This window comes from Arthrobacter gengyunqii (assembly GCF_023022985.1).
Classification (GTDB): Bacteria; Actinomycetota; Actinomycetes; order Actinomycetales; family Micrococcaceae; genus Arthrobacter_B; species Arthrobacter_B gengyunqii.
Genome location: NZ_CP095461.1, coordinates 3,316,259 through 3,336,982 on the forward strand (window position 1 = coordinate 3,316,259; position 20,724 = coordinate 3,336,982).

General features: G+C 64.2%; 21 protein-coding genes and 1 tRNA gene. 10 read left to right on the plus strand and 12 right to left on the minus strand.

Translation table 11 applies throughout. From position 1 onward, the window contains the following. Positions 1-2: 2 nt before the first annotated feature. On the minus strand, positions 3-578 hold the full coding sequence (dcd, locus tag MUG94_RS15295; protein ID WP_227890574.1) for a dCTP deaminase: 576 nt from the start codon (positions 576-578) through the stop codon (positions 3-5). 47 nt (positions 579-625) lie between these two features. Next, complete coding sequence (gene kynA / locus MUG94_RS15300) at positions 626-1,480, minus strand: tryptophan 2,3-dioxygenase (protein WP_227907032.1); 855 nt, start codon at positions 1,478-1,480, stop codon at positions 626-628. A gap of 90 nt (positions 1,481-1,570) precedes the next feature. Here kynA and MUG94_RS15305 point away from each other — a divergent pair, with 90 nt between their 5' ends. The 10 genes from MUG94_RS15305 (at position 1,571) to MUG94_RS15350 (ending at position 10,431) form a co-directional block, all read left to right on the plus strand. Beyond that, positions 1,571-2,125, plus strand: a complete 555-nt coding sequence (locus MUG94_RS15305) for an SseB family protein (protein WP_227907033.1) — start codon at positions 1,571-1,573, stop codon at positions 2,123-2,125. A 93-nt stretch (positions 2,126-2,218) separates the two neighbouring features. After that, positions 2,219-3,277 (plus strand): M4 family metallopeptidase, encoded by a 1,059-nt coding sequence (locus MUG94_RS15310; protein WP_227890577.1) that lies wholly within the window; start codon positions 2,219-2,221, stop codon positions 3,275-3,277. Continuing rightward, positions 3,274-3,546, plus strand: a complete 273-nt coding sequence (locus MUG94_RS15315) for a protealysin inhibitor emfourin (protein ID WP_227890578.1) — start codon at positions 3,274-3,276, stop codon at positions 3,544-3,546. The genes MUG94_RS15310 and MUG94_RS15315 overlap by 4 nt, the downstream gene beginning before the upstream one ends. 66 nt (positions 3,547-3,612) lie before the next feature. After that, positions 3,613-3,683: transfer RNA gene (locus tag MUG94_RS15320), tRNA-Gly, on the plus strand. A 140-nt stretch (positions 3,684-3,823) separates the two neighbouring features. Continuing rightward, positions 3,824-4,750: an AEC family transporter gene (locus MUG94_RS15325; protein WP_227907034.1), complete on the plus strand. Its 927-nt coding sequence runs from the start codon at positions 3,824-3,826 to the stop codon at positions 4,748-4,750. Positions 4,751-4,897: 147 nt separating this feature from the next. Beyond that, positions 4,898-6,211 (plus strand): extracellular solute-binding protein, encoded by a 1,314-nt coding sequence (locus MUG94_RS15330; RefSeq protein WP_227907035.1) that lies wholly within the window; start codon positions 4,898-4,900, stop codon positions 6,209-6,211. Further along, positions 6,208-7,170 (plus strand): carbohydrate ABC transporter permease, encoded by a 963-nt coding sequence (locus tag MUG94_RS15335; RefSeq protein ID WP_279324695.1) that lies wholly within the window; start codon positions 6,208-6,210, stop codon positions 7,168-7,170. Before MUG94_RS15330 ends, MUG94_RS15335 begins: the two co-directional genes overlap by 4 nt. Further along, a complete protein-coding gene (locus MUG94_RS15340; protein ID WP_227890581.1) occupies positions 7,170-8,012 on the plus strand; it encodes a carbohydrate ABC transporter permease in 843 nt (280 codons plus the stop codon). The genes MUG94_RS15335 and MUG94_RS15340 overlap by 1 nt, the downstream gene beginning before the upstream one ends. Before the next feature lie 37 nt (positions 8,013-8,049). Next, entirely contained in the window at positions 8,050-9,318 is a 1,269-nt protein-coding gene (locus MUG94_RS15345; RefSeq protein ID WP_227907036.1) for an ABC transporter ATP-binding protein, read from the plus strand. A 129-nt stretch (positions 9,319-9,447) separates the two neighbouring features. Then, a complete protein-coding gene (locus tag MUG94_RS15350; protein ID WP_227907037.1) occupies positions 9,448-10,431 on the plus strand; it encodes a hypothetical protein in 984 nt (327 codons plus the stop codon). On the opposite strand, the gene MUG94_RS15355 is transcribed toward MUG94_RS15350, so the two are convergent. The 10 genes from MUG94_RS15355 to MUG94_RS15400 form a co-directional block, all read right to left on the minus strand. Beyond that, positions 10,428-12,407, minus strand: coding sequence for an NHL domain-containing thioredoxin family protein (locus MUG94_RS15355; protein WP_227907038.1), 1,980 nt, complete (start codon positions 12,405-12,407; stop codon positions 10,428-10,430). The genes MUG94_RS15350 and MUG94_RS15355 overlap by 4 nt on opposite strands. Further along, entirely contained in the window at positions 12,407-14,560 is a 2,154-nt protein-coding gene (locus MUG94_RS15360) for a bifunctional copper resistance protein CopD/cytochrome c oxidase assembly protein (protein WP_423724281.1), read from the minus strand. The genes MUG94_RS15355 and MUG94_RS15360 overlap by 1 nt, the downstream gene beginning before the upstream one ends. 93 nt (positions 14,561-14,653) lie before the next feature. Further along, entirely contained in the window at positions 14,654-14,941 is a 288-nt protein-coding gene (locus tag MUG94_RS15365; RefSeq protein WP_104053170.1) for an HU family DNA-binding protein, read from the minus strand. A 287-nt stretch (positions 14,942-15,228) separates the two neighbouring features. Then, positions 15,229-15,534, minus strand: coding sequence for a 30S ribosomal protein S14 (gene rpsN, locus MUG94_RS15370; protein WP_227890585.1), 306 nt, complete (start codon positions 15,532-15,534; stop codon positions 15,229-15,231). 2 nt (positions 15,535-15,536) lie between these two features. Beyond that, positions 15,537-15,704 carry a 50S ribosomal protein L33 gene (rpmG, locus tag MUG94_RS15375; protein ID WP_104053172.1) on the minus strand — a complete coding sequence of 56 codons (168 nt, stop codon included), beginning with the start codon at positions 15,702-15,704 and terminating at the stop codon, positions 15,537-15,539. Next, complete coding sequence (gene rpmB / locus MUG94_RS15380) at positions 15,704-15,940, minus strand: 50S ribosomal protein L28 (RefSeq protein ID WP_104053173.1); 237 nt, start codon at positions 15,938-15,940, stop codon at positions 15,704-15,706. The genes rpmG and rpmB overlap by 1 nt, the downstream gene beginning before the upstream one ends. 382 nt (positions 15,941-16,322) lie before the next feature. After that, the gene (locus tag MUG94_RS15385) at positions 16,323-17,477 is read right to left on the minus strand and encodes a glucose-1-phosphate adenylyltransferase family protein (RefSeq protein ID WP_227890586.1); all 1,155 of its coding nucleotides are present in this window, start codon (positions 17,475-17,477) and stop codon (positions 16,323-16,325) included. A gap of 77 nt (positions 17,478-17,554) precedes the next feature. Continuing rightward, positions 17,555-18,067 (minus strand): MarR family winged helix-turn-helix transcriptional regulator, encoded by a 513-nt coding sequence (locus tag MUG94_RS15390; protein ID WP_227907039.1) that lies wholly within the window; start codon positions 18,065-18,067, stop codon positions 17,555-17,557. A 60-nt stretch (positions 18,068-18,127) separates the two neighbouring features. Beyond that, entirely contained in the window at positions 18,128-19,663 is a 1,536-nt protein-coding gene (locus tag MUG94_RS15395; RefSeq protein WP_227907040.1) for an MFS transporter, read from the minus strand. A 216-nt stretch (positions 19,664-19,879) separates the two neighbouring features. After that, a complete protein-coding gene (locus MUG94_RS15400) occupies positions 19,880-20,650 on the minus strand; it encodes an SGNH/GDSL hydrolase family protein (protein ID WP_227907041.1) in 771 nt (256 codons plus the stop codon). Positions 20,651-20,724: the final 74 nt, after the last annotated feature.

Below are 20,724 nucleotides of genomic sequence, written 5' to 3' on the forward strand. Positions count from 1 at the left end.
CGTTATACCTGGGAGCGGTGGAAGTTCAGGTGGCTGCGCGACGCCGTCGGGCCCCGCTGGCCCTGATAACGGTTGCCGTACTGTCCTGAACCGTAAGCGTATTCCGCCGGGGAGGTCAGCCGGAAGAAGCACAGCTGGCCGATCTTGGAACCGGGCCACAGTTTGATCGGCAGCGTTGCCATGTTGGACAGTTCCAGCGTGACGTGCCCGGAAAAACCCGGATCAATGAAACCGGCAGTGGAATGCGTCAGCAGCCCCAGACGGCCCAGCGAGGACTTGCCTTCCAGCCGTGCCGCAACGTCGTCGGGCAGGGTGACCGTCTCGTAGGTGGACCCGAGGACAAATTCGCCCGGATGCAGGATGAAGGGCTCGTCCGGATCGACCTCCACCAGGCGGGTCAGGTCCGGCTGGTCCAGGGACGGGTCGATGTGCGCGTATTTGTGGTTGTCGAAGAGCCGGAAGAACCGGTCAATGCGCACGTCCACGCTGGAGGGCTGAACCATTCCGGGATCGTAGGGATCGAGGACGATCCGCTTGTCGGCAATTTCGGTTCGTATGTCGCGGTCAGAAATCAGCACCTTCTAAAAATAGCGCATGACGGCGGGGCCTCCCGCAGCGGCTCCGGTCAGCGCCCGATCTCCGTACGCACGGCATAAAGCTCGGGGAAAAAGGTAAGTTCGAGCGCCCGCTGGAGGAAGGACGCCCCGGAGGATCCGCCTGTTCCCCGCTTGAAGCCAATGGTGCGCTCCACTGTCTTGAGGTGCCGGAAGCGCCACAGCTGGAAGTTGTCCTCCAGATCCACCAGCTCTTCACACGCCTCGTAGATGTCCCAGTGTTCCGCGGCGTTCTCATAAACGTGTTTGTAAACACGCATCAGGGCATCGTTGGCCACATGCGCCTGCGTGACATCGCGGTGGAGCAGCTCCTCGGGAACGGCATAACCCCGGCGGTGCAGGTACCGGATGAACTCGTCGTAGATGCTGGTCTGTTCCAGCAGGTCCGTAAGCAGTGCCTGCGCCGCCGGATCGGCGGCAAAGACGTTCACCATGGCAGCGTTCTTGTTGCCCAGCAGGAACTCCACGGCCCGGTACTGGTAGGACTGGAAACCGCTGGAGGCGCCCAGATCACCCCTGAATTCCGCATATTCCGACGGCGTCAGCGTCGCCAGCACGGACCACTGCTCGGTCAGCGAGCGCTGGATGTGCTTGATCCGGGCTATGCCCTTCATGGCGGCACGCAGGTCATCCGCGGCCAGTTTGGACCGCACGGCACGCAGTTCATGCAGGACAAGCTTCAGCCACAGCTCGGAAGTCTGGTGCTGGATGATGAAGAGCATCTCGTCGTGATGCTCCGGGCTGCTCACCGGATGCTGCGCGGCCAGCAGCTCGTCCAGCGCCAAATAGGAGCCGTAGCTCATCTTGTCGGTGAAGTCCCGTTCGATGCCCGGCTCGAGGTTTCGGGTGTTCCTGCTCACGCTCATCGTCCTACCGTAGCTTGGTTTTTCCCCCTGCCGCTGTGCCAGACTTGCGGCTGAGCCTTTGGCAGACACTGAGCACTCAAGGAGAACATCATGACTGAGAACACAGAGAACACGGACAACACGGACAGCAGCGCCGCGGAACGGGAAGGCACGCTTCCCGGCCAGGCGCAGTACCAGGATCCCGAAGGCGCTGCGGCGCTGGAAGAAGCCATCCTCGCCGGCCAGGAAGGCCGGATCAGCAGCCAGGAGCTGGTGGCCCGAATCTGTGAGTCGGAGCTGCTGAGCGTTGGCCGGCTGCTGGACGAGAAGGACCCCGCCTCCTTCCAGGCCCTGGTGCTGAAGTCTCCGGAAGGGGACTCCGCCGTTGCGGCAACGTTCACCAGCGCCGGGCGGGTACCGGAACAGATCCGTGAAAAGGCACCGGTCATGGTCAAGGCCGGAGGGGAAGCAACACTGCGCAGCATCGGCGCCGGCTACGGGCTCGCGATCAATCCCGGCAGCAACCTCGGGCTCGAGCTTGGACCGGAGGGAATTGCCGCCATTGTGGCCGCCTATGACCAGGCCGCAGCGAATCAATCCGCAGCCGCCCGCCCGAACGCAACCGGCAGTGCAGACGAAACCGGCAGCGCGCCCCAGGCACAGTAGCCGCCCTCTTGCACTGTCGGAGGGGGGCTCTAGGCTGGGGCCACAGGTGTGCAGGGAAACCAGTTGCCCTGCACCCGGACCCCGGAGGACAGCATGACCTGTTCAAGCAAGACATGTTCAATCGTTCCCCCCTATCTCCTGGCGCGTATTGCCGATCTCCAGGACGACGGCTTCCAACGGGCCGCCGATGCAGCCCGGCGGGCACTGGCCGAACTGCCGCCGGTCCATTCGGCCCGCTCCCGGTCCCTGCAGCCCCCGTTTCCCCCGCGGGGCAGCGCACTGCCCCCCTCCCTGCGGCGTGAAATTTCCGACGCCGGAGAACGTGAGGTCCTCCCCGGCACCCTCGTGCGGTCGGAGGGAGGGGAGCCGACCCGCGACGAAGCAGTGGACGAGGCATATGAGGGCCTTGGAGCCACCCACGCCCTTTTCCGCGACGTCTACGGCAGGGACTCGGTGGACGGTGCCGGCGGCATTTTGGCGGCCACCGTCCACTACGGGCGCGATTACGACAACGCGTTCTGGAACGGTGAACGCATGGTGTGCGGTGACGGCGACGGCGAGATCTTCCAGCGGTTCACCAAATCGCTGACGGTCATCGGACATGAACTGGCCCACGGCGTTGTCCAGTACACGTCCCGGTTCGACTACGAGGGCCAGTCCGGAGCGCTCAACGAGTCGGCCGCTGACGTTTTCGGTGTCCTGGTCGAGCAGAAGCTCCTGCACCAGGAAGCTGCGCAGGCGACGTGGCTGGTGGGCGCAGGTTTGTTCACCGACCAGGTGACAGGAGACGCACTGCGGTCCCTCAAGGCGCCCGGCACAGCGTACGACGACGACGTAATCGGCCGCGATCCGCAGCCGGCCACCATGGCCGGCTACATTGACACCCAAGCGGACAACGGCGGCGTCCATCTCAATTCCGGCATTCCCAACCATGCGTTTTACCTGGCGGCCACTGCCATGGGGAATTTCGCCTGGGAACGGGCCGGACAGATCTGGTACGACGCCCTCACCGAACAGGATCTGCCAGCGGACTGCACCTTTTCCCGTTTTGCGGCCGGAACACTCGCTGCTGCGGAAAAGCGCTACGGCAGCTCAAGCGCGGAGTACGATTCCGTGTCCGATGCCTGGGAAGCCGTAGGCGTGCAACCGTGAAGATTGTGGTCATCCGCACCGGCGGATTCGCCGGTCTCACCCGGATTTGGAGCACCCATGTCAGCACCGAAGAGGCCGAGCAGCAGTGGCTGCCGCTGCTGCAGGAACCCCCACCGCAAAAACCCGCCGGATCGGACCGGTTTGTCTACGAAATCAGTGTGGGCCCCGCCGCCGTCACCCTGCCCGAGCACTGCGTCCAGGGCAAATGGCGGGATTTGGTGGAACGCGCGCGGAAGGGCGGGGAAGAAGCCGGCAGCGACGGCACATGACCGCCGAATTCGGCGCGGAGCTGCTTCCATGTAAAGTGGTTTTTTGTGCCGGAGCCTTCCGGCGCTGCGGGCGTAGCTCAATGGTAGAGCGCTAGCTTCCCAAGCTTGATACGCGGGTTCGATTCCCGTCGCCCGCTCTCGAAAAAGACCCTCGGTATCCCATCGGATACCGAGGGTCTTTTTGTTGCCCGCCGGGTTTTCACCGTGGCTATACTTGGCCCCGATGAACTGCACAATTCCACCGCACGCAATTCCACCCCACGGTCTGTAGCGCCCGGTGCTGGGGGTACTTACCGGATTCACCGTTGTCTGGATCATCATCCTTGTCGGGTACCTGATCGGCAGGCTCGGGGTCCTGGGAGCAAATGCGCAAAGTGTCCTGAGCCGGCTGGCGTTCTTCGTGGCCTCCCCCGCACTGCTGCTGGTGACGCTGAGTGACGCTGACCTCCACACGGTCTTTTCCCTGCCGCTGCTCGTTGCCGCCGTCAGCGCTTTCCTTACCGCCGGCGCCTTCCTGCTGTGCACCCGCTGGTGGCTGCGCCGCCCGCTCCCGGAGGCGGTCATTTCCACAATGTCCGCGTCCCTGGTCAACGGGGCCAACCTCGGCCTGCCCATCGCCGTATATGTGCTGGGGGACGGCGCCTACATTGCACCGGTGCTCATTTTCCAGATGGCCGTGTTCACCCCGCTCTTCCTCATGGTGATGGACACGGCGACGAGCGGACGGCGCACCTCCCTGCCGCGGTTCCTGGGTCAGATCGTGCGCAACCCCATCATCATCGGCACCCTGATCGGCCTCATCCTGGCCGCCACCGGGCTGACGCTGCCCGTCATCATCCTGGAACCCGTCACCCTCATCGGCGGAGCAGCTGTGCCGGCCATGCTGCTGGCTTTCGGCATCTCACTCGTGGGCTCCCGGCCAATGCCCCGTATCGGCGGACGCCGCACCGACGTCGTCGTGGCCACTGCGTTCAAACTGGTGCTGCAGCCGCTCCTGGCCTTTGCCCTGGCGCGCTATGTCCTGGGCATGGATGGGCACCTGCTGTTCGCCGTCGTCGTCACGGCTGCCCTGCCCACGGCGCAGAACGTCTTCGTCGCGGCCAGCCGCTACGACCAGGGCGTGCTCGTGGCGAAAGACACCGTCCTGTTGACCACCGTCCTTTCACTTCCCGTCCTCATCGTCACTGCCGCGCTTCTGACCTGACCTTTCTCTGCCGTCGCCGCTTTGGGACAGTGGCGAAATTCATATCGAGGGCATAGTGTCTTTCGAAAGGCTGCTTAGGGTGGCAGTTCCGCGGAAAGTTCGATCAATCCGCGCCAACGACGAGGTGGAGGCACAACACCGATGCCAATGGACGCAACACACTACGGCCGGCCCCGCAAACGGGCCCGTGCAGCTGCGGGGCTTGCCCTCGCCGTCGGAGCCACGCTGCTGACCGGCTGCGCCTCCGAAGAAGGCCCACCAACACTCACCTGGTACATCAACCCGGATGACGGCGGACAGGCAACCATCGCCGAAATCTGCACCGACCAAGCCGACGGGGCTTACACCATCCAGACCTCGCTGCTTCCCAGCGATGCGGGAGCGCAGCGGGAACAGCTGGCCCGCCGCCTGGCGGCCGGTGACGACACCATGGACATCATGAGCCTGGATCCGCCGTTCGTCCCCGAGCTGGCCGAGCCCGGCTACCTTGCACCTGTGCCCGAAGATGTCGCCGAGCGCACCACGCAGAACGTGGTCGAAGGTGCGCTGACCGGCGCCAAGTGGAAGGACGAGGTGGTGGCCGTCCCCTTCTGGGCCAACACGCAGATCCTCTGGTACCGGAAGTCCGTGGCCGAGGCCGCGGGCCTGGACATGACCCAGCCTGTCACCTGGCAGCAGATCATTGACGCAGCCGCCAGCCAGGACAAGTTCCTGGGCGTGCAGGGCGCCCGCGCCGAGTCCATGACAGTGTGGGTCAACGCCCTCGTCGAGTCGGCCGGCGGTGCCATTGTGGAGAATCCCGATGCCCCGGCGGAGGAAATCCGCTTGGGCCTCGATTCCGAGGCTGGAACCCAAGCCGCGGAAATCGTCTCCGTGATCGGCAAGGAAGGCCTCGGCGGCCCCGGACTCCCCACCCAAACCGAAAACACCTCCATGATCCAGTTCCAGGGGGACCAGGGATCGTTCATGGTCAACTACCCCTTCGTCTGGCCTGCCACCAACGCAGCAGTGGAAGCGGGAACGCTGCCCGCGGACCTGATCGAGGACATTGGCTGGACACTGTATCCGCAGGTCAATGCCGGTGAGGAAACCGCGCCCCCGCTGGGAGGCATCAACCTCGGGGTAGGCTCCGAGAGCAAGCACCAGGACCTGTCCTACGACGCGATTGAGTGCATCGTCAGCCCGGACAACCAGTCCCTGTACTTCACATCCAACGGCAACCCTCCGGCCAACATCGATGCCTATGATGCCCCGGGAGTCTCCGAAACCTTCCCGATGGCGGAAACCATCCGCGAGTCGCTGGAGCTTTCCAAGCCCCGGCCGCAAACCCCGTACTACAACGAGGTTTCAACCGGCATCCAGCAGACGTGGACCCCGCCCAGCGACGTGAATCCGGAAACCACTCCGGCGACCAGCTCCGAGTTCATTCTTGCGGTCCTGAAAGGGGAGAAGCTGTTGTGAGTACTTCGGTAGAAGCTAAGCGGGGAGCTGCGCCCGCGTCCAAGCCCGCCAAGCCGCGCCTGAGTGACAGGGCCCGGTCGGAGCGGCGGCTCGGGTTGTGGCTGGCTGGTCCGGCATTCGTCATCATGCTGGCGGTCACTGCGTACCCGATCCTGCTGGCCGTGTGGGACTCGCTGTTCAAGTACCGGCTGACGGCACCTGATGACCGGGCGTTTATCGGTTTGGGAAACTACGGCGTCATCCTCACCGACAGCGTTTTCTGGCGCGACCTCGGAGTGACCCTGCTGATCACGGTGATCACCGTGGCGGTGGAACTCGTCCTGGGCTTCGCCCTGGCCCTGGTCATGAACAGTGCCCTGAAGGCTGTCCGCGGCTGGCTGCGAACCGCCATCCTCGTCCCCTACGGGATCATCACCGTGGTGTCCGCCTTCGCATGGTTCTATGCCTTTGACATCAACTCCGGCTATATCAACCATTGGTTCGACTGGGTCCCGGGAATCAGCCCCGACCTGAACTGGTTCGCCGACGGCCCCACGGCACTGTTCGTGATCATTGCGTCGGAAATTTGGAAGACCACGCCGTTCATCTCGCTCCTGCTGCTGGCCGGCCTGGCGCAGGTGCCCGGAGAGCTCACCGAGGCCGCGGAAGTGGACGGCGCCACCTGGTGGCAGCGGATGGCACGCGTGATCCTGCCGAACATGAAGGCCGCCATCATGGTTGCCGTCCTGTTCAGGGCCCTGGACGCTTTCCGAATCTTCGACAACGTCTACATCATGACCAACGGAGCCTACGGGACCGAGGTCTTGTCGCTGCTGGCGTACCGCACCTCAATTTCCCGCCTGGAGATCGGGATGGGTTCCGCCATTTCAGTGCTGCTGTTCCTCTGCGTCATCATCATCTGTTTCATCGCCATCAAACTGTTCAAGGTGGACCTCACCGGTGCACGAGGGGGTAACTAATGAAGTCCTCACCCGTCCGTCGGAGAGTGATCTGGACCATCATCTCGATCGTCGTCGTCGTCTACGCGCTGTTCCCGGTGGCGTCCATCTTCGCCACGTCCTTCAAGATCCCCAGCGACCTCACCTCGGGGACGTTCCTCCCCAACACGTGGTCCACCACGAACTATGAGGAGATCCTGGTGGGAGACGCCCAGGACCTCTTCCTCTCCGCCCTGCGCAACTCCATCGGCATTTCACTGATTGCAACCTTCGTTGCCGTGGTACTGGCGACCCTGTGTGCCTACGCCATTGCACGGCTGGATTTCCCCGGCAAAAAGCTGATCCTGACCACCGCCCTGGGCGTCTCGATCTTCCCGGTAATCTCCATCGTGACTCCGTTGTTCAATCTCTGGCGCAACATCGGCCTGTACGACACCTGGCTCGGCCTGATCATTCCGTACCTGTCACTGACGCTGCCGATCTCAATCTGGACCCTGTCAGCGTTTTTCCGGCAGATTCCCTGGGAGCTGGAGCAGGCCGCGCAGGTGGATGGTGCCACCACGTGGCAGGCCTTCCGCAAGGCCATTGTTCCGCTGGCAGCGCCCGGCGTGTTCACCACGGCGATCATTGCTTTCTTTATCGCTTGGAATGACTTCGTCTACGGCATTTCACTGACGTCTACTGATGCGGCACGCCCGGTGCCTGCAGCCTTGGCATTCTTTACCGGCGCATCCCAGTTCGAAGAGCCGACGGGCGCCATCTCGGCGGCCGCAATCATTGTCACCATTCCCGTTGTCGTGCTGGTGCTGGCGTTCCAGCGCCAGATCGTCTCGGGTCTAACCCAGGGCGCCGTCAAGGGCTAATCCCCTTGCGTCCGGTCGAAGAAAAGGATTTGTTCTCATGGCATCGATCACCCTCAACCACCTCGTCAAGAAATACGGAGACGGCTTCCCCGCAGTCAACGATGTCAGCCTGGACATCGCTGACGGCGAGTTCATCATTCTGGTTGGCCCCTCCGGCTGCGGAAAGTCCACTCTCCTGCGGATGATCGTGGGTCTTGAAGACATCACGTCCGGAGACCTGCTGATCAATGGGGAACGCGTGAACGACAAGGCGCCCCGTGACCGCAACTTGGCCATGGTGTTCCAGAACTATGCGCTCTACCCGCACCTGACGGTCTTCGAGAACATCGCGTTCCCGCTGCGTCTGGCCAAGGGTAAGTACACCGATGAGCAGATCGACAAGCTGGTCAACGACGCGGCCGCCACGCTCGAGCTGACCGAGCATCTGGACCGCAAGCCCGCCAACCTGTCCGGCGGGCAGCGCCAGCGGGTTGCCATGGGACGTGCCATCGTCCGCCAGGCGGATGCCTTCCTCTTCGACGAGCCCCTCTCCAACTTGGATGCCAAGCTGCGCGGACAAATGAGGTCCGAGATTTCGCAGATGCAGCGCCGGCTGGGAACCACCAGCGTCTACGTAACCCACGACCAGACTGAAGCCATGACCCTCGGAGACCGGGTGGCCGTGCTGAAGAAGGGCATCCTGCAGCAGGTGGCCTCGCCGCGCGAGCTGTATGAGCAGCCCGTCAACCTTTTCGTGGCGGGATTCATCGGATCCCCGTCCATGAACTTCCTGCCGGCCACGGTGGAAGGGAACGTGCTGCGGACTGCGGTCGGGGACCTCACGATTCCCCAGGACAAGGCGGACAAAGCCGCGGGCAAGAACATCGTGCTGGTGGGCCTTCGGCCGGAGTTCTTCGAGGACGCCAAGTTCGTGGACGATGCCAAACGCCCCCACGGCTCCACGTTCACCGCCCCGATCAGCCACACCGAATGGCTGGGCAACGAGCAGTACGGCTACATCCCCTTCCATCCGGATCCCGAGGTCAAGGAACTCCTGGACAACCTGGCGCGGGACATGGACGCCGACGAGCTGCGGCCGCAGATTGTGGTAACCCTCGACGCAGCATCCCGCATCCGCGGCGGACGCGACGCCGAGCTGTGGCTGGATACCCGCAAGGTGCACCTGTTCGATCCCGAGACCGGGGAGAACCTCACCCGGGATGCCGAGGCAGGTGCGGAGCTGACCGAGGAAGCCAATGCCGCAAGGGCTGAGGAAATCGCCATGGCCCGTGAAAACGACAAGGTCAGCAGCGGGACTGAATCCTAGGCCGGTCCCGGCCTGCGTACGGGCCACCCGGCTGCACCGGAAGCCCGGAAGCCCGGAAGCCCGGAAGCCCGGACTGAGCGAAGCACGCCGGTCCGGGCTTCCGGCGTTGAACCCGGTATCGTTTGATCGGTGCAGGGAACAACGTCAGTAATCAAGGCAGTGGCCACGTGGCTGCTTGCCCTCATGCTCACTATCGCCGCGGCAGTGGTTGTCATCTACTTCGTCAACGCCAAGGTGTACGGGCCAGGGCATCAGGTGAGCAGCTACTTCCAGGCCCTCCGGGAGGGGGACGGGGAACGTGCGCTCGGCCTGTTGGCGGCGAAGGTGCCGGAAGCCAACGCAGCCCTGCTTGACGGCCCCGCGCTCAAAGCCTCCGCCGCCGACCTTGAGGTGCTGGAGATCCACGAGCCCCGCGCCGCAGGTGATGACAGGGTGGACATTGACGTCACCTATGCCCTGGGCGAAGAGGAAGGACAGAGCACCTTCCGTTTGACCCGCACGGAGAAACAGTGGCTGTTCTTTGACCGGTGGAACTTTGTTCCCTCTGTCCTTCCCACGGTGACGGTCAGCGCCCCGAGCCAGCAGGAAGCTGTCCTCAACGGCGTTCAGGTTGCCCTGCCCGAAGAGACCACCACTTTTGCTTCGTTCTATCCCGCACGCGTGGAAGCTTCCTACGATTCGGAGTTCTTCGCCGCGCCGGCACAGTCAGGCGTTCTGGCATCGCCGCAGGACACTGCCTCCCTGGTCCTCGCCACCGAGGCCACCGAGGCCCTCACGAGTGCCGTGGATGCCAAGGTCCGGGATTTTCTGGCCGGATGCACCAGCGCCCAGGACCGGCTTGCCCCGCCGGGCTGCCCGTTCTTCCACTTCACCGACAACCGGGTCCAGCTGCCCATTGTCTGGGAAATCACCGAGTACCCGGAAGTCAACATTCGGGCCGTGTCCGGAAACTGGGTACTCTCTCCGCTCAACGGCAAAGCCCGCCTCACGGCTGAGCAAACGGACCTCTTCAGCGGTGTGAAGAGCCCGCTGGAGGTTGAGAAGGACTTCAGCTTCGCCGCACAGCTGTCAGTGGGTTCCGGCGAGGTATCCGTCTCTCCCCTGATCGACTAGTCGAGTCCGCGCAGGTCCAGGGTCAGCTCGGTGTCCCCGGCGGTGTCGATGGTCACAGGAATACCCCAGTCCTGCTGGTACAGGTGGCAGGCAGCGTGGTCGGGGATCTCGCCGTCGGGTTCTCCGTCGCAGGCCGCCGCACGGGCCGTGATGTGCAGGACACCGCCGGAGACGGAGTCCGAGAGGACCAGCTCCCGGGTGAGTCCGGTGGAGGTGCCGCCGCCGGAAACCAGCAGTTCCTCCGGAGAGGATGAGATCTTCAGCTGCGTGGGATCGCCCCAGCGGTCATCGAGTTTCTGCCCCTTCGGCGCGGCAAACCGCACCGAAAGTGCCACAGGGCCGGCGGCCATCGGGCTGGCGGGCCGCTGCGTCTGCCGGGCGCCCTCATCCACCGACTGGGCTTCCTTGGGAATCGGCAGCCGCACCAGTTCGTGTTTGTTGGCCTCCACCACGATCAGCAGAGGTTCTCCGGCAGTGCTGTCCACCAGGACACCTGAGGGCTCGGAGAGCCCGCGGGCCAGCGTGGACACGGTCTCGGTGGCCGGGTCATAGCGGCGGACCGCCCCGTTGTAGGTGTCGGCGATCGCCACCGAACCGTCCGGCAGCACCGCAACCCCCAGCGGATGCTGCAGCCGCGCCTCGCCGGCGGCACCGTCACGGAATCCAAAGTCAAAGAGGCCGGCGCCGACGGCGGTGCTGACGGACACCCGGATGCCACCGTCGGTCTCGGTGAAGGCCAGACGGCGCACGGCTGAGGTTTCCGAGTCAGCGACCCAGATGTTGCCGGCGGCGTCTTCGGCCAGGCCGGAGGACTGCGCAAACCAGGCCTCGGCGCCGTCGCCGTCGAGCAGGCCTTCCAGTCCGGTGCCGGCCAGGATGCCCAGCGCGCCGGTCAGCGGGTCGAAGCTGAAGATCTGGTGTGTGCCGGCCATGGCCACCACCAGGCGGTCCAGCGCCGTGGACCAGGTCAGGTCCCATGGGGAGGACAGGGACACGGCCAGCGGGTCTGAGCCAAGGGCCGGCTGCGCTGACGCAGATCCGGGTACGTCGCTGCTGCCCGCTGAGGCGGCTTCGGAGGGGTGATCCGCGCCGGGTGCCCGCTTTGTCTGGTTGCCGGCGTCCAGGAGCCGCTGCACGCCGTTTCCGGCGACAGTGGTGACGGTTCCGGAGGCCAGCGCCACTCCGCGCAGCCGGTGGTTGACCGTGTCCGCCACAACAACGTCGTACCCGGCCTGCTCCGCCGCGGCGGCGGGCAGGACGGCCAGGCCCTGGGGTTCGTTGAACTGTGCGGTGCCGGCGTCGCCGTCGCGCCATCCCTTGGTGCCGTCACCGATGACGCTGCGCACAGTGGTGAGATCCGCTTCAAGCTCCACGAGGCGGTGGTGGCCGGTATCGGCAACCAGGAAGGTCCCGCCGGGAAGCGGCACCGCCTTGCCGGGAAAGCGAAGGTTGCCGGCGGTGGGTTCGGCCGGAATGTACGGGCCGTTTCCCCGGTGCAGCGTGCCCTTGGCCTCGTGCTCCTCAATGAGCTCACTGACCAGTGATTCGAGTCCGGCGGCGTGACCTTCACCGGAGAGGTTGGCCACGATGTAGCCTTCCGGGTCCAGGACCACCAGGGTCGGCCAGGCGCGGGCAGCGTAGGCCTGCCAGGTGATCAACTCCGGATCGTCCAGGACGGGGTGGTGGATTTCGTAGCGTTCCACGGCCGCGGCCAGGGCCACGGGATCGGCCTCGTGCTCAAACTTGGGTGAGTGCACGCCCACCGTCACCAGGACGTCGGAGTACTTCTCCTCCAGCGGGCGGAGCTCGTCCAGGACGTGCAGGCAGTTGATGCAGCAGAAGGTCCAGAAGTCCAGGAGCACGATCTTCCCGCGCAGGTCTTCCAGCCCGAGCTGGCGGCCGCCGGTGTTCAGCCAGTTGCGGCCCTCCAGGGCGGAGGCCCGCACCCGGTATCCGGCGCGCACAGTTTCAGTCATTAACGGTCTCCTTCAGAGCTGCTGGCATCCCGCTTGGCCAGATTGGCAAACATGTTGTTGTAAGCGGCCAGTTCAGCCTCATTATTCCTTTCGGCTGCCCGATCTTTACGCCGTGTTTCGCGGGCGTCGGTCCGCGACCACTGCAGGGCCACGCCGATGGCCACCATGACGGTGGGAATCTCGCCCAGGCCCCACATGATGGATCCGCCCAGCTGCTGGTCCGCGAGGGCGGACAGGCCCCAGTCCCGGCCCATGTTGCCGAAGTAGGACGCCTGGATCAGCGAGGTGCCGCCCATCACTGCCACGCCGAAGAAGGCGTGGAAGGCCATGGTGGCCAGCAGGATCACCAGGCGCAGCGGATACGGCGCCCGGTAGGGCAGCGGGTCGATGCCGATCATGGTGAGGACGAAGATGTACCCGGTCAGCAGGAAGTGGACAACCATCAGCTCGTGGCCCACGTGCTGCCGGAGGGCGAAGCCGAACAGCTCGGAGTAATAGAAGATCACGATGGACCCGGCGAAGTTGACGGCCGCGAAGACGGGGTTGGTGATGATCTTGGAGTAGCGCGAGTGCACGCCGATGAGGATCCATTCGCGGATGCCGCGGGTGCCGTCGCCGCGCGGTGTGAGGGCCTTCAGCGCCAGTGTCACGGGTGCTCCGAGGACCAGGAACAGCGGAACCACCATGGTCAGGGACATGTGGGCAAGCATGTGGGTGCTGAACAGGACCATCCCGTAGACGGCGGGGGCTCCTGAGGTGACGTAGGTGAGACCCGCCAGGCCGACCAGCCAGCAGAGGGCCCGGACCACGGACCATTTGTCCCCGCGGCGACGGACCTTGATCATCCCGGCAATGTAGGAGACGGCAAGGATGGCCACGATCGCTACCCACAGCCAGTCGAAGCGCCATTCGGTGAGGTAGCGTTCGTTGGTCAGTTCCGGCGGCAGGTCGTACCCGGTGAGGATGCGCGCCGGTGACGCGTTGGGCGGCAGCTCCTCGGGACGCGGGGTGGCGGTGCGGCCCAGCGCTACGGCAACGCCGGAAACCGCAGCCATGATCAGTAGTTCGACGCCGATCAGCTGCCAGAGAATGCGGTTGGCGCTCTTGGCCCGGGGTCCGCCCTGTTCGCTGGACCCGGCCGCGGAGCCGGGGACCTTGGCCGGCAGCTGGGGAATGATCCAGCGCCGGTGCAGGAATCCGATCACGCCCAGCAGCAGGGTTGCCGCGGCCTTGAAAATGACGAGGCCCCCCCACTCGGAATTCAGCTGGGAGAGCGAAGTGATCCGCAGGGAGGCGTTGACGACGCCGGAGAGGAAGACCAGCGCGAAGGCGAAACCGGCCAGCGCCGAATAACGGCGCAGGACGACGCCGGTAATGGGACCCAGCTGGCGGGAAATCACGGCCAGCACGATCAGCCCGCCGATCCACAGGCACACACCGGCCAGGTGCAGGCCAATGGAGTTCACGGCGGCGCTGTGGTCGTCGCCGCCGGCTGAGTGGCCCACGAGCGCGATGGGAATGATGGCCCCGGCGGCCAGCACCGTGGTGGCGGCGAGACCGTTGAGGGACCGGACGCCGAAGGCCAGCGTGGTCACCACCGCAGCGATGATGCTCACGGCGAGCCAGGCGCGGCCGGTGGAGAAGTCGGTGACGAAGGCGCCCAGGCCCTGCGTGTAGCTGGCGTCTGCGCTCAGCGGCAGCCCGGAGACATCCGAGTAGGTGAAGAGCAGCACGCCAACGGCGGCCAGCGTCCAGACCGCGGCGGCGAACCCTGCCAGCGACAGGGCCCGGGCGAAGGCGGGGTGTTCCGGCTCATCCGCCCGGACCTTGCGGGACCGCGTGAATTTCAGCGACTTCGGCAGGATGGCCACCGAGAACACCAGCGCTCCGATGACGGCGGCCATGGCACCGTTCTGGACGGCCTTGGCAACCGGCAGGGCCCAGCGGGTCAGTGCGCCGGGGTCGGATAGCTGCTGGGCCGCGGCGGCTCCGGAGAAGACCAGTGCCGAGGCAAGGGCCGTGAACAGGACGGCGGCGGCAGCGGCGAGCCAGCCGCCGCGAAGGGCACCGGCAGGTACGGAAGTGCCGGATGGCAGGCTGGTGTCCGTTGTCCGGCCGGCGCCGGCGGTATCGGTGTTCACAGTTTTAGGCACGATACCTATTCTCTACCCACGGTAGAAATTTGGGCTAATTGCACGAAAAAGGCCGGCACCCGAAGGCACCGGCCCTTGCCTCTTCCGAGGAAGTTACTTCTTGGTGGAGACAGCAGCCTTCAGCTTGGAACCGGCGGTCAGCTTGACGCTGTGGCCTGCCGGGATCTGAATGGTTTCGCCGGTCTGCGGGTTGCGGCCCGTGCGGGCAGCGCGGTCGGTGCGCTCGACTGCGAGCCATCCGGGGATGGTGATCTTCTCGCCATTGGCAACGGAGGTTGCGAAAATGTCGAAGACAGCGTCGAGAACGCCGTTCACTGCGGTCTGGCTGTTGCCGGACTTCTCTGCCACTGCTGCAACAAGTTCACTGCGGTTCATAGCCAATTTATGTCCTCCTGGACTAGGTGTTAGCTCGAGCGGATCACGGATGCGAAACCGCCACTGTTGGAAACTTACCAGTCCGGACCCTCAAATCAGGAAAATTCCCCTGTTTTTCGCGGTTTTTTCAGCTTTCAGCCCACAAAAAGGTGCCATTTACCCCGTCCGGGACCTTAGCCTGTTTCCCCGCAACGGCGCGGTTTTTGCGCGCCCGTCCGGAAGCGCTCCCCCGGGGCACGCAAAAGGGCGGCAACCCGGAGGTTGCCGCCCTTTTGAAACTGGTTAAGCAGTGCTTACCAGCTGGACTTCTTTACGCCGGGCAGTTCGCCGGCGTGGGCCATGTTGCGGAAACGCACACGCGAGATACCGAACTTCTGGAGGGTACCGCGGGGGCGGCCGTCAATCTGGTCGCGGTTGCGAAGGCGAACCGGCGACGCGTTGCGCGGAAGCTTCTGCAGGCCGAGGCGTGCAGCTTCGCGGGCTTCGTCGGTGGAGTTCGGGTCCACCAGAGCCTTCTTCAGCTCGAGGCGCTTTGCAGCGTAGCGCTCAACAATGACCTTGCGCTGCTCATTGCGGGCAATCTTTGACTTCTTTGCCATGTTTAGCGCTCCTCACGGAATTCGACGTGCTGGCGGACCTTCGGGTCGTACTTCTTCAGGACCATGCGGTCCGGGTCGTTACGACGGTTCTTGCGGGTCACGTAGGTGTACCCGGTTCCGGCGGTCGACTTCAGCTTGATGATCGGACGTACGTCCTTGTCCTTAGCCACTAGAGCTTCACACCCTTCGCGATAAGGTCAGTGATGACGGCGTCGATACCGCGCACGTCGATCGTCTTGATGCCGCGGGCCGAAACCTGCAGCGTCACGTTGCGGCGCAGGGACGGAACCCAGTAGCGCTTCTTCTGAATATTCGGGTCGAACCGGCGCTTGTTGCGGCGGTGCGAGTGCGAAATGCTGTGACCAAAGCCGGGGATGGCTCCGGTGACCTGGCAATAAGCTGCCATGATCTCTCCTCCAGTTGTAGTAAATATGACGGTCCTCAAAAAACAGACACAGGGCGTTTGCCTAAGCACCTGCCATAAAGAGCGTCCCGCCACCAGTTTTGACACCGTTATTACTGCGACTTTCCGGAGGTGAACCTGGCGGGGTGAGATCCAGCCGAAGTGCCTCGCCGCGGGGAAGACGGTGAAGTTCAGGCTGCCAAGCAGTATCTGCCGGGACAGCCTTCAATTCTAGGTTTATACGGGTGGCCGCGCAAATGTCCTCCGGCCTGCCTGACGGCGGGCCTTTACGAACATAGGCGCAACTTAACGCCTCTCTATCCTAGGGGCAACCCGGCTTTCATTCAAACCGGCGGGATACTGTACCCGTTAAAGGTGCCTGACCTCACCCTTTAGACGGCGACGACGGCGTTTCCACTGCCCCGTCCGCCCCGACAACCACCACTGCCGCCTCCGGATCCAGCTCGGCGCCGTCGAGTTCGGTGCCGCCGCCCACCACTGCGCCGGCATCCACAATGGCGTTGCGCAGCTTTGCGCCGGAACGGATCTTCACGTCACCCAGGAGAACGCAGTTCTCCACTTCGGCGCCGGCTTCCACCAGAACGCCGGCTCCCAGGACGCTGCGCCGGACGCTGCCTTCCACCCGGGAGCCCGGCGCGAGGAGGCTGCTGGAAACCCGGGCCGCCTCGCCGGCGAAACCGGGCAGCCGGCGCGGTGAGGCACTGAGGATGGGCCACTGAGGGTCATCGAAGTCCAGTCCGCGGCCGTCAATCAGGTCCATGTGGCCCTCGTGGTAGCTGCTCGGCGTGCCCATGTCCCGCCAGTAGCCATCCAGCCGGTGTTCCGCCACCTTTTCCGTCTTCACGAGGTGGGGAATGAGCTGGTCGCCGTAATCCTCCAGCTGGCCGTCCCTTTCCATCAGCTCATCCATGGCGTTCAGGAGCACCGCCGTATCGTAAAGGAAGATTTCGGCAGCCACGAGGTCGGTCTTGGGCTTCTCCGGCTTGTACTCAAAGCCGGTCACGAAGCCGCCCTCCACCTCCACCACGCCGTGGTCGGAGGGGTTCCTGCGGATCTTGGTCGTAACCACGGTCAGGGCAGCACCGGCACGTTCATGGGTGGCAAGAACCTCCCGGTAATCGAGCCGGTAGAGATGGTCGGCGCTGAGCACCAGGACCAGGTCCGGATCATAATCGCGGATGTAGTCGGCCTGGCGGTACAGAGCGTCAGCATTGCCTTCAGCAAAACCCTCACCGTCGCCGCCCTGATAAGGCGGCAGGACCCGCAGGCCCCCGTTGGTCCGGTCCAGGTCCCAGGGGCGGCCGCTGACCAAATGGTCATTCAGTGATTTGGGCTTGTACTGCTCCACGATCCAGACGTCGGACAGGCCGCTGTTGTGGAGGTTCGAGAGGGGAATATCGATCAGCCGGTAGGAGCCGGCAACCGGCATGGCCGGTTTGGCGCGATGGTCGGTAAGGGAGCCGAGGCGGCCTCCCGTTCCGCCGGCAAGGATCAGTGTCAGAATGCGGGGGGTGTGCATGTGGTACCTCTCGCTGTGGGGGCGTGTTGGCTGCTCTCCATTTACACCAAGGCTAACAAAATGCCCTGACGCCGCTCTCAGGAGGGATCGGCAGGGGTGTTGTCTTCAACGATGCTGTTGCCCGGTTCCAGGCGGCCCAGGATGCGGCGGCCAATGCGTTCGAGGTCGCTCACGTCGCGGGCGTCCAGTCCGTCGAAGACCAGGTCCCGGACGGAGCGGACGTGGTCGGGAGCGAGTGAGGCCAGGGCTGCCATACCCTCGTCCGTGAGCGCGGCCATGGTGACGCGGGCGTCGTCGGGCGACTGCGAGCGTTCCATCCAGCCGCGGCCCTCAAGTTTCTTCACCACGTGCGAGAGCCGGGAGAGGGATGCGTTGGACCGGGCCGCCAGTTCACTCATCGGAAGCGCACGCTCCGGTGCCTCAGAGGTCATCGCCAGCACGTGGTAATCGAAAAGCGTGATCCGTGCCCGCTTGGACAGCTCCGCATCCAGGGTCGGGTTAAGCCGTGTGGCCACCGCGTAGAGCGCCAGCCACGCCCGTCGTTCCTCGGGACTCAGCCACGGGACGGAAGAGAACTCGGTATCAGGCATTTCTCCATCCTCCCACAATTGCTTGAGCCTTCAATGATTCGACGGGCGGGCCGGCACCGCCTAGCTGTCCTGCTGCTTGGGCTCCCCGGCGGCTTCCAGCTTTGATTCATCAGCGCGTTCAATGCCGAAGGGCAGGGAATCGACGTCGAGCCGGGGATTCTCATCCTGGGTTGCCACAAGGTCCCGTGCTTCGGCGTGTGTGTCCACGCTGGGCATGGAGCCGGGCATGGGCCGGTTGGCGGATTCCTTCATGATGTAGACCGCCACGGCTCCCACCACGGAGGTTGCCATCAGCCAGAACGCCGGCATCAGCTCGTTGCCTGTCAGGTTGATCAGACCCTGCATGATCAATGGAGCCGTGCCGCCGAAGATCGCCACGGCGAAGTTGTAGGAGATGCCCATGGCGCCGTAGCGGCTTGCAGTGGTGAACAGTGCCGGGAGCGCCGAAGCGAGGTTGGACACGTAGAGGGTCACGGGCACAGCCAGCAGGCAGAGGCCCAGCAGGGTCGACCAGATGGGACCGTGGGCGATCAGCAGGAACGCCGGAACAGCCAGCACAATCGTGGACCCCGCGCCCATCAGCAGCACGGGCCGGCGGCCGATGCGGTCCGAGAGCTTGCCGCAGAGCGGAATGCACAGTGCCATCAGCACCAGGACGGGAATGGTGAGCAGCGTGCCGTGGAGCGCGTCGTATCCCATCGAGTCGGTGAGGTAGGACGGCATGTAGGACGTCAGGGTGTACCCCACGGTATTGGCTGCTGCGACCAGAACCATGGCCACGACGATCGGGCGCCAGTAGAGGCCAATCATGGCCAGCGTTCCCGGGGGCGCCACTTCGGCATCCGGATTATCTGATGCCGCGTTCTCCTCCTGCGCGTCCAGCGTGGCCTGGAACGCCGGGGACTCTTCGATCTTGAGCCGGAAGTAGATGGCGATCAAACCCAGCGGGCCTGCAATCAGGAAGGGAATGCGCCAACCCCAGTCGAGCATCGTTTCGGGACTGAGCGTCAACTGCATGATGGATACCACGCCGGCACCGAGCGCGAAGCCCATGTAGCTGCCCAGGTCCAGGATGCTGGAGAGGTAGCCGCGGCGCTTGTCCGAGGCATACTCCGTCACGAAGGTGGTGGCGCCGGCGTACTCGCCGCCGGTGGAGAAACCCTGGAGCAGCTTCATCAGGATAAGCAGCACCGGAGCCCACATGCCGATTTGGTCATAGCCGGGCAGCAGACCGATCACGAAAGTTGAGCCGGCCATCAGCATCAGGGTGGTGGCCAGCGTCTTCTGGCGGCCCAGACGGTCACCGAGCCGGCCGAAGACGATTCCGCCGAGCGGGCGGGCCAGGAAGGTGGCTGCGAAGACACCCAGGCTGAAGATGAGCTGGGCGGAGGCATCGGCTTCGGAGAGGAACACCGCACCCATGGTGACGGCGAGATAGCCGTAGACACCGATGTCGAACCATTCCATGGTGTTGCCGACAACGGTTCCGCCAACGGCCTTTTTCATCATCGACTTGTCGACGACATTCACGTCATCAACCTTCAGGCGCCGGCGCCTGAGGACAGGACGACGGAGGGTGGGTGCATCTTTGGGCATGTTGGCTTTCTTTCCTAGAAGTCAGCTGCGTTTATCGGAAGCAACCGGCCGAGCGACGCAAGAGGCGCCTGTCGGACCATTAAGTTTAGGAAAGAGAGCAGCGGGTCACCGAATCAACAGTGTCCCGTGGACGCGTTCAGGACGCTGAGGCAGGTGAATTTCCCTTATATTCATTGGGTGATTGGGAAGATGTGTGAAACACCTTACAAAGGGTGTTCAGGCGGCTTCGAGATGCACGGGAACCGGGTATTTGGGGGTCAGGTTGTCCCCTGAGGAAACCCCCCGCAGCCTGCGCCCCACCCACGGACCGAGGTATTCCCGAGCCCACTGGGCATCCCGGCGCAGCTGCTCGGCACGGGTCCGCGCCGGCTGCTCATCCAGTTCCGGCACATCGATGGCGTCCGTGCGGCGCAGGACTTCAAGGACCTTCTTGGCGGTGAGCATGTGCCCGGCGGGCGCCATGTGCAGCCGGTCGATGTCCCAGTACCGTTCATCCTGCAGTTCCTTCATCCGCCAGTAGTCCACGAGCTCGGCACCGTGGCGGTCAGCGACCTCGCGCACCAGTTCGTTGTACAGGGCGGTCCGCCCGCGGGTGGCGCCAAATACGGGTGACCGGCCGGAATCAAAACCCGTGAACATCAGCACCGCGGTACCTGACGCTCGCAGCTTGGCAATGGCGGCGTCGTACGAGTCCATCAGGGCGTCAATGTCCACCTTGGGACGCAGAATGTCATTGCCGCCGGCATAGACCGTCACCAGTGTCGGTTCCAGCGCGATGGCGGCGTCCACCTGTTCCGCGAGGACCTGGTGCAGCTTCTTGCCGCGGATCGCCAGGTTGGCGTACCCCCAGGAATCATCGGCGAGGATTAACTGCTCTGCCACGCGGTCCGCCCAGCCCCGGACGCCGTTGGGGCGGGAATCATCCCAGTCCCCCACGCCTTCGGTGAAGGAATCGCCCAGTGCCACATATCGAGAAGTAAAAGTCACTCCCACAGGCTACAAGTTGGGCGGGCAGTTTCCGCATTGGCCCCCGCCGCCCGGCCGGCGGATTAGACTCTGAT

Coding starts and splice junctions, on each gene's coding strand:
- kynA (WP_227907032.1), bottom strand. CDS start 1,480: ATGAGCGTGAGCAGGAACACCCGAAACCTCGAGCCGGGCATCGAACGG.
- MUG94_RS15305 (WP_227907033.1), top strand. CDS start 1,571: ATGACTGAGAACACAGAGAACACGGACAACACGGACAGCAGCGCCGCG.
- MUG94_RS15310 (WP_227890577.1), top strand. CDS start 2,219: ATGACCTGTTCAAGCAAGACATGTTCAATCGTTCCCCCCTATCTCCTG.
- MUG94_RS15330 (WP_227907035.1), top strand. CDS start 4,898: ATGGACGCAACACACTACGGCCGGCCCCGCAAACGGGCCCGTGCAGCT.
- MUG94_RS15340 (WP_227890581.1), top strand. CDS start 7,170: ATGAAGTCCTCACCCGTCCGTCGGAGAGTGATCTGGACCATCATCTCG.
- MUG94_RS15345 (WP_227907036.1), top strand. CDS start 8,050: ATGGCATCGATCACCCTCAACCACCTCGTCAAGAAATACGGAGACGGC.
- MUG94_RS15355 (WP_227907038.1), bottom strand. CDS start 12,407: ATGACTGAAACTGTGCGCGCCGGATACCGGGTGCGGGCCTCCGCCCTG.
- rpsN (WP_227890585.1), bottom strand. CDS start 15,534: ATGGCAAAGAAGTCAAAGATTGCCCGCAATGAGCAGCGCAAGGTCATT.
- rpmB (WP_104053173.1), bottom strand. CDS start 15,940: ATGGCAGCTTATTGCCAGGTCACCGGAGCCATCCCCGGCTTTGGTCAC.
- MUG94_RS15385 (WP_227890586.1), bottom strand. CDS start 17,477: ATGCACACCCCCCGCATTCTGACACTGATCCTTGCCGGCGGAACGGGA.
- MUG94_RS15390 (WP_227907039.1), bottom strand. CDS start 18,067: ATGCCTGATACCGAGTTCTCTTCCGTCCCGTGGCTGAGTCCCGAGGAA.
- MUG94_RS15395 (WP_227907040.1), bottom strand. CDS start 19,663: ATGCCCAAAGATGCACCCACCCTCCGTCGTCCTGTCCTCAGGCGCCGG.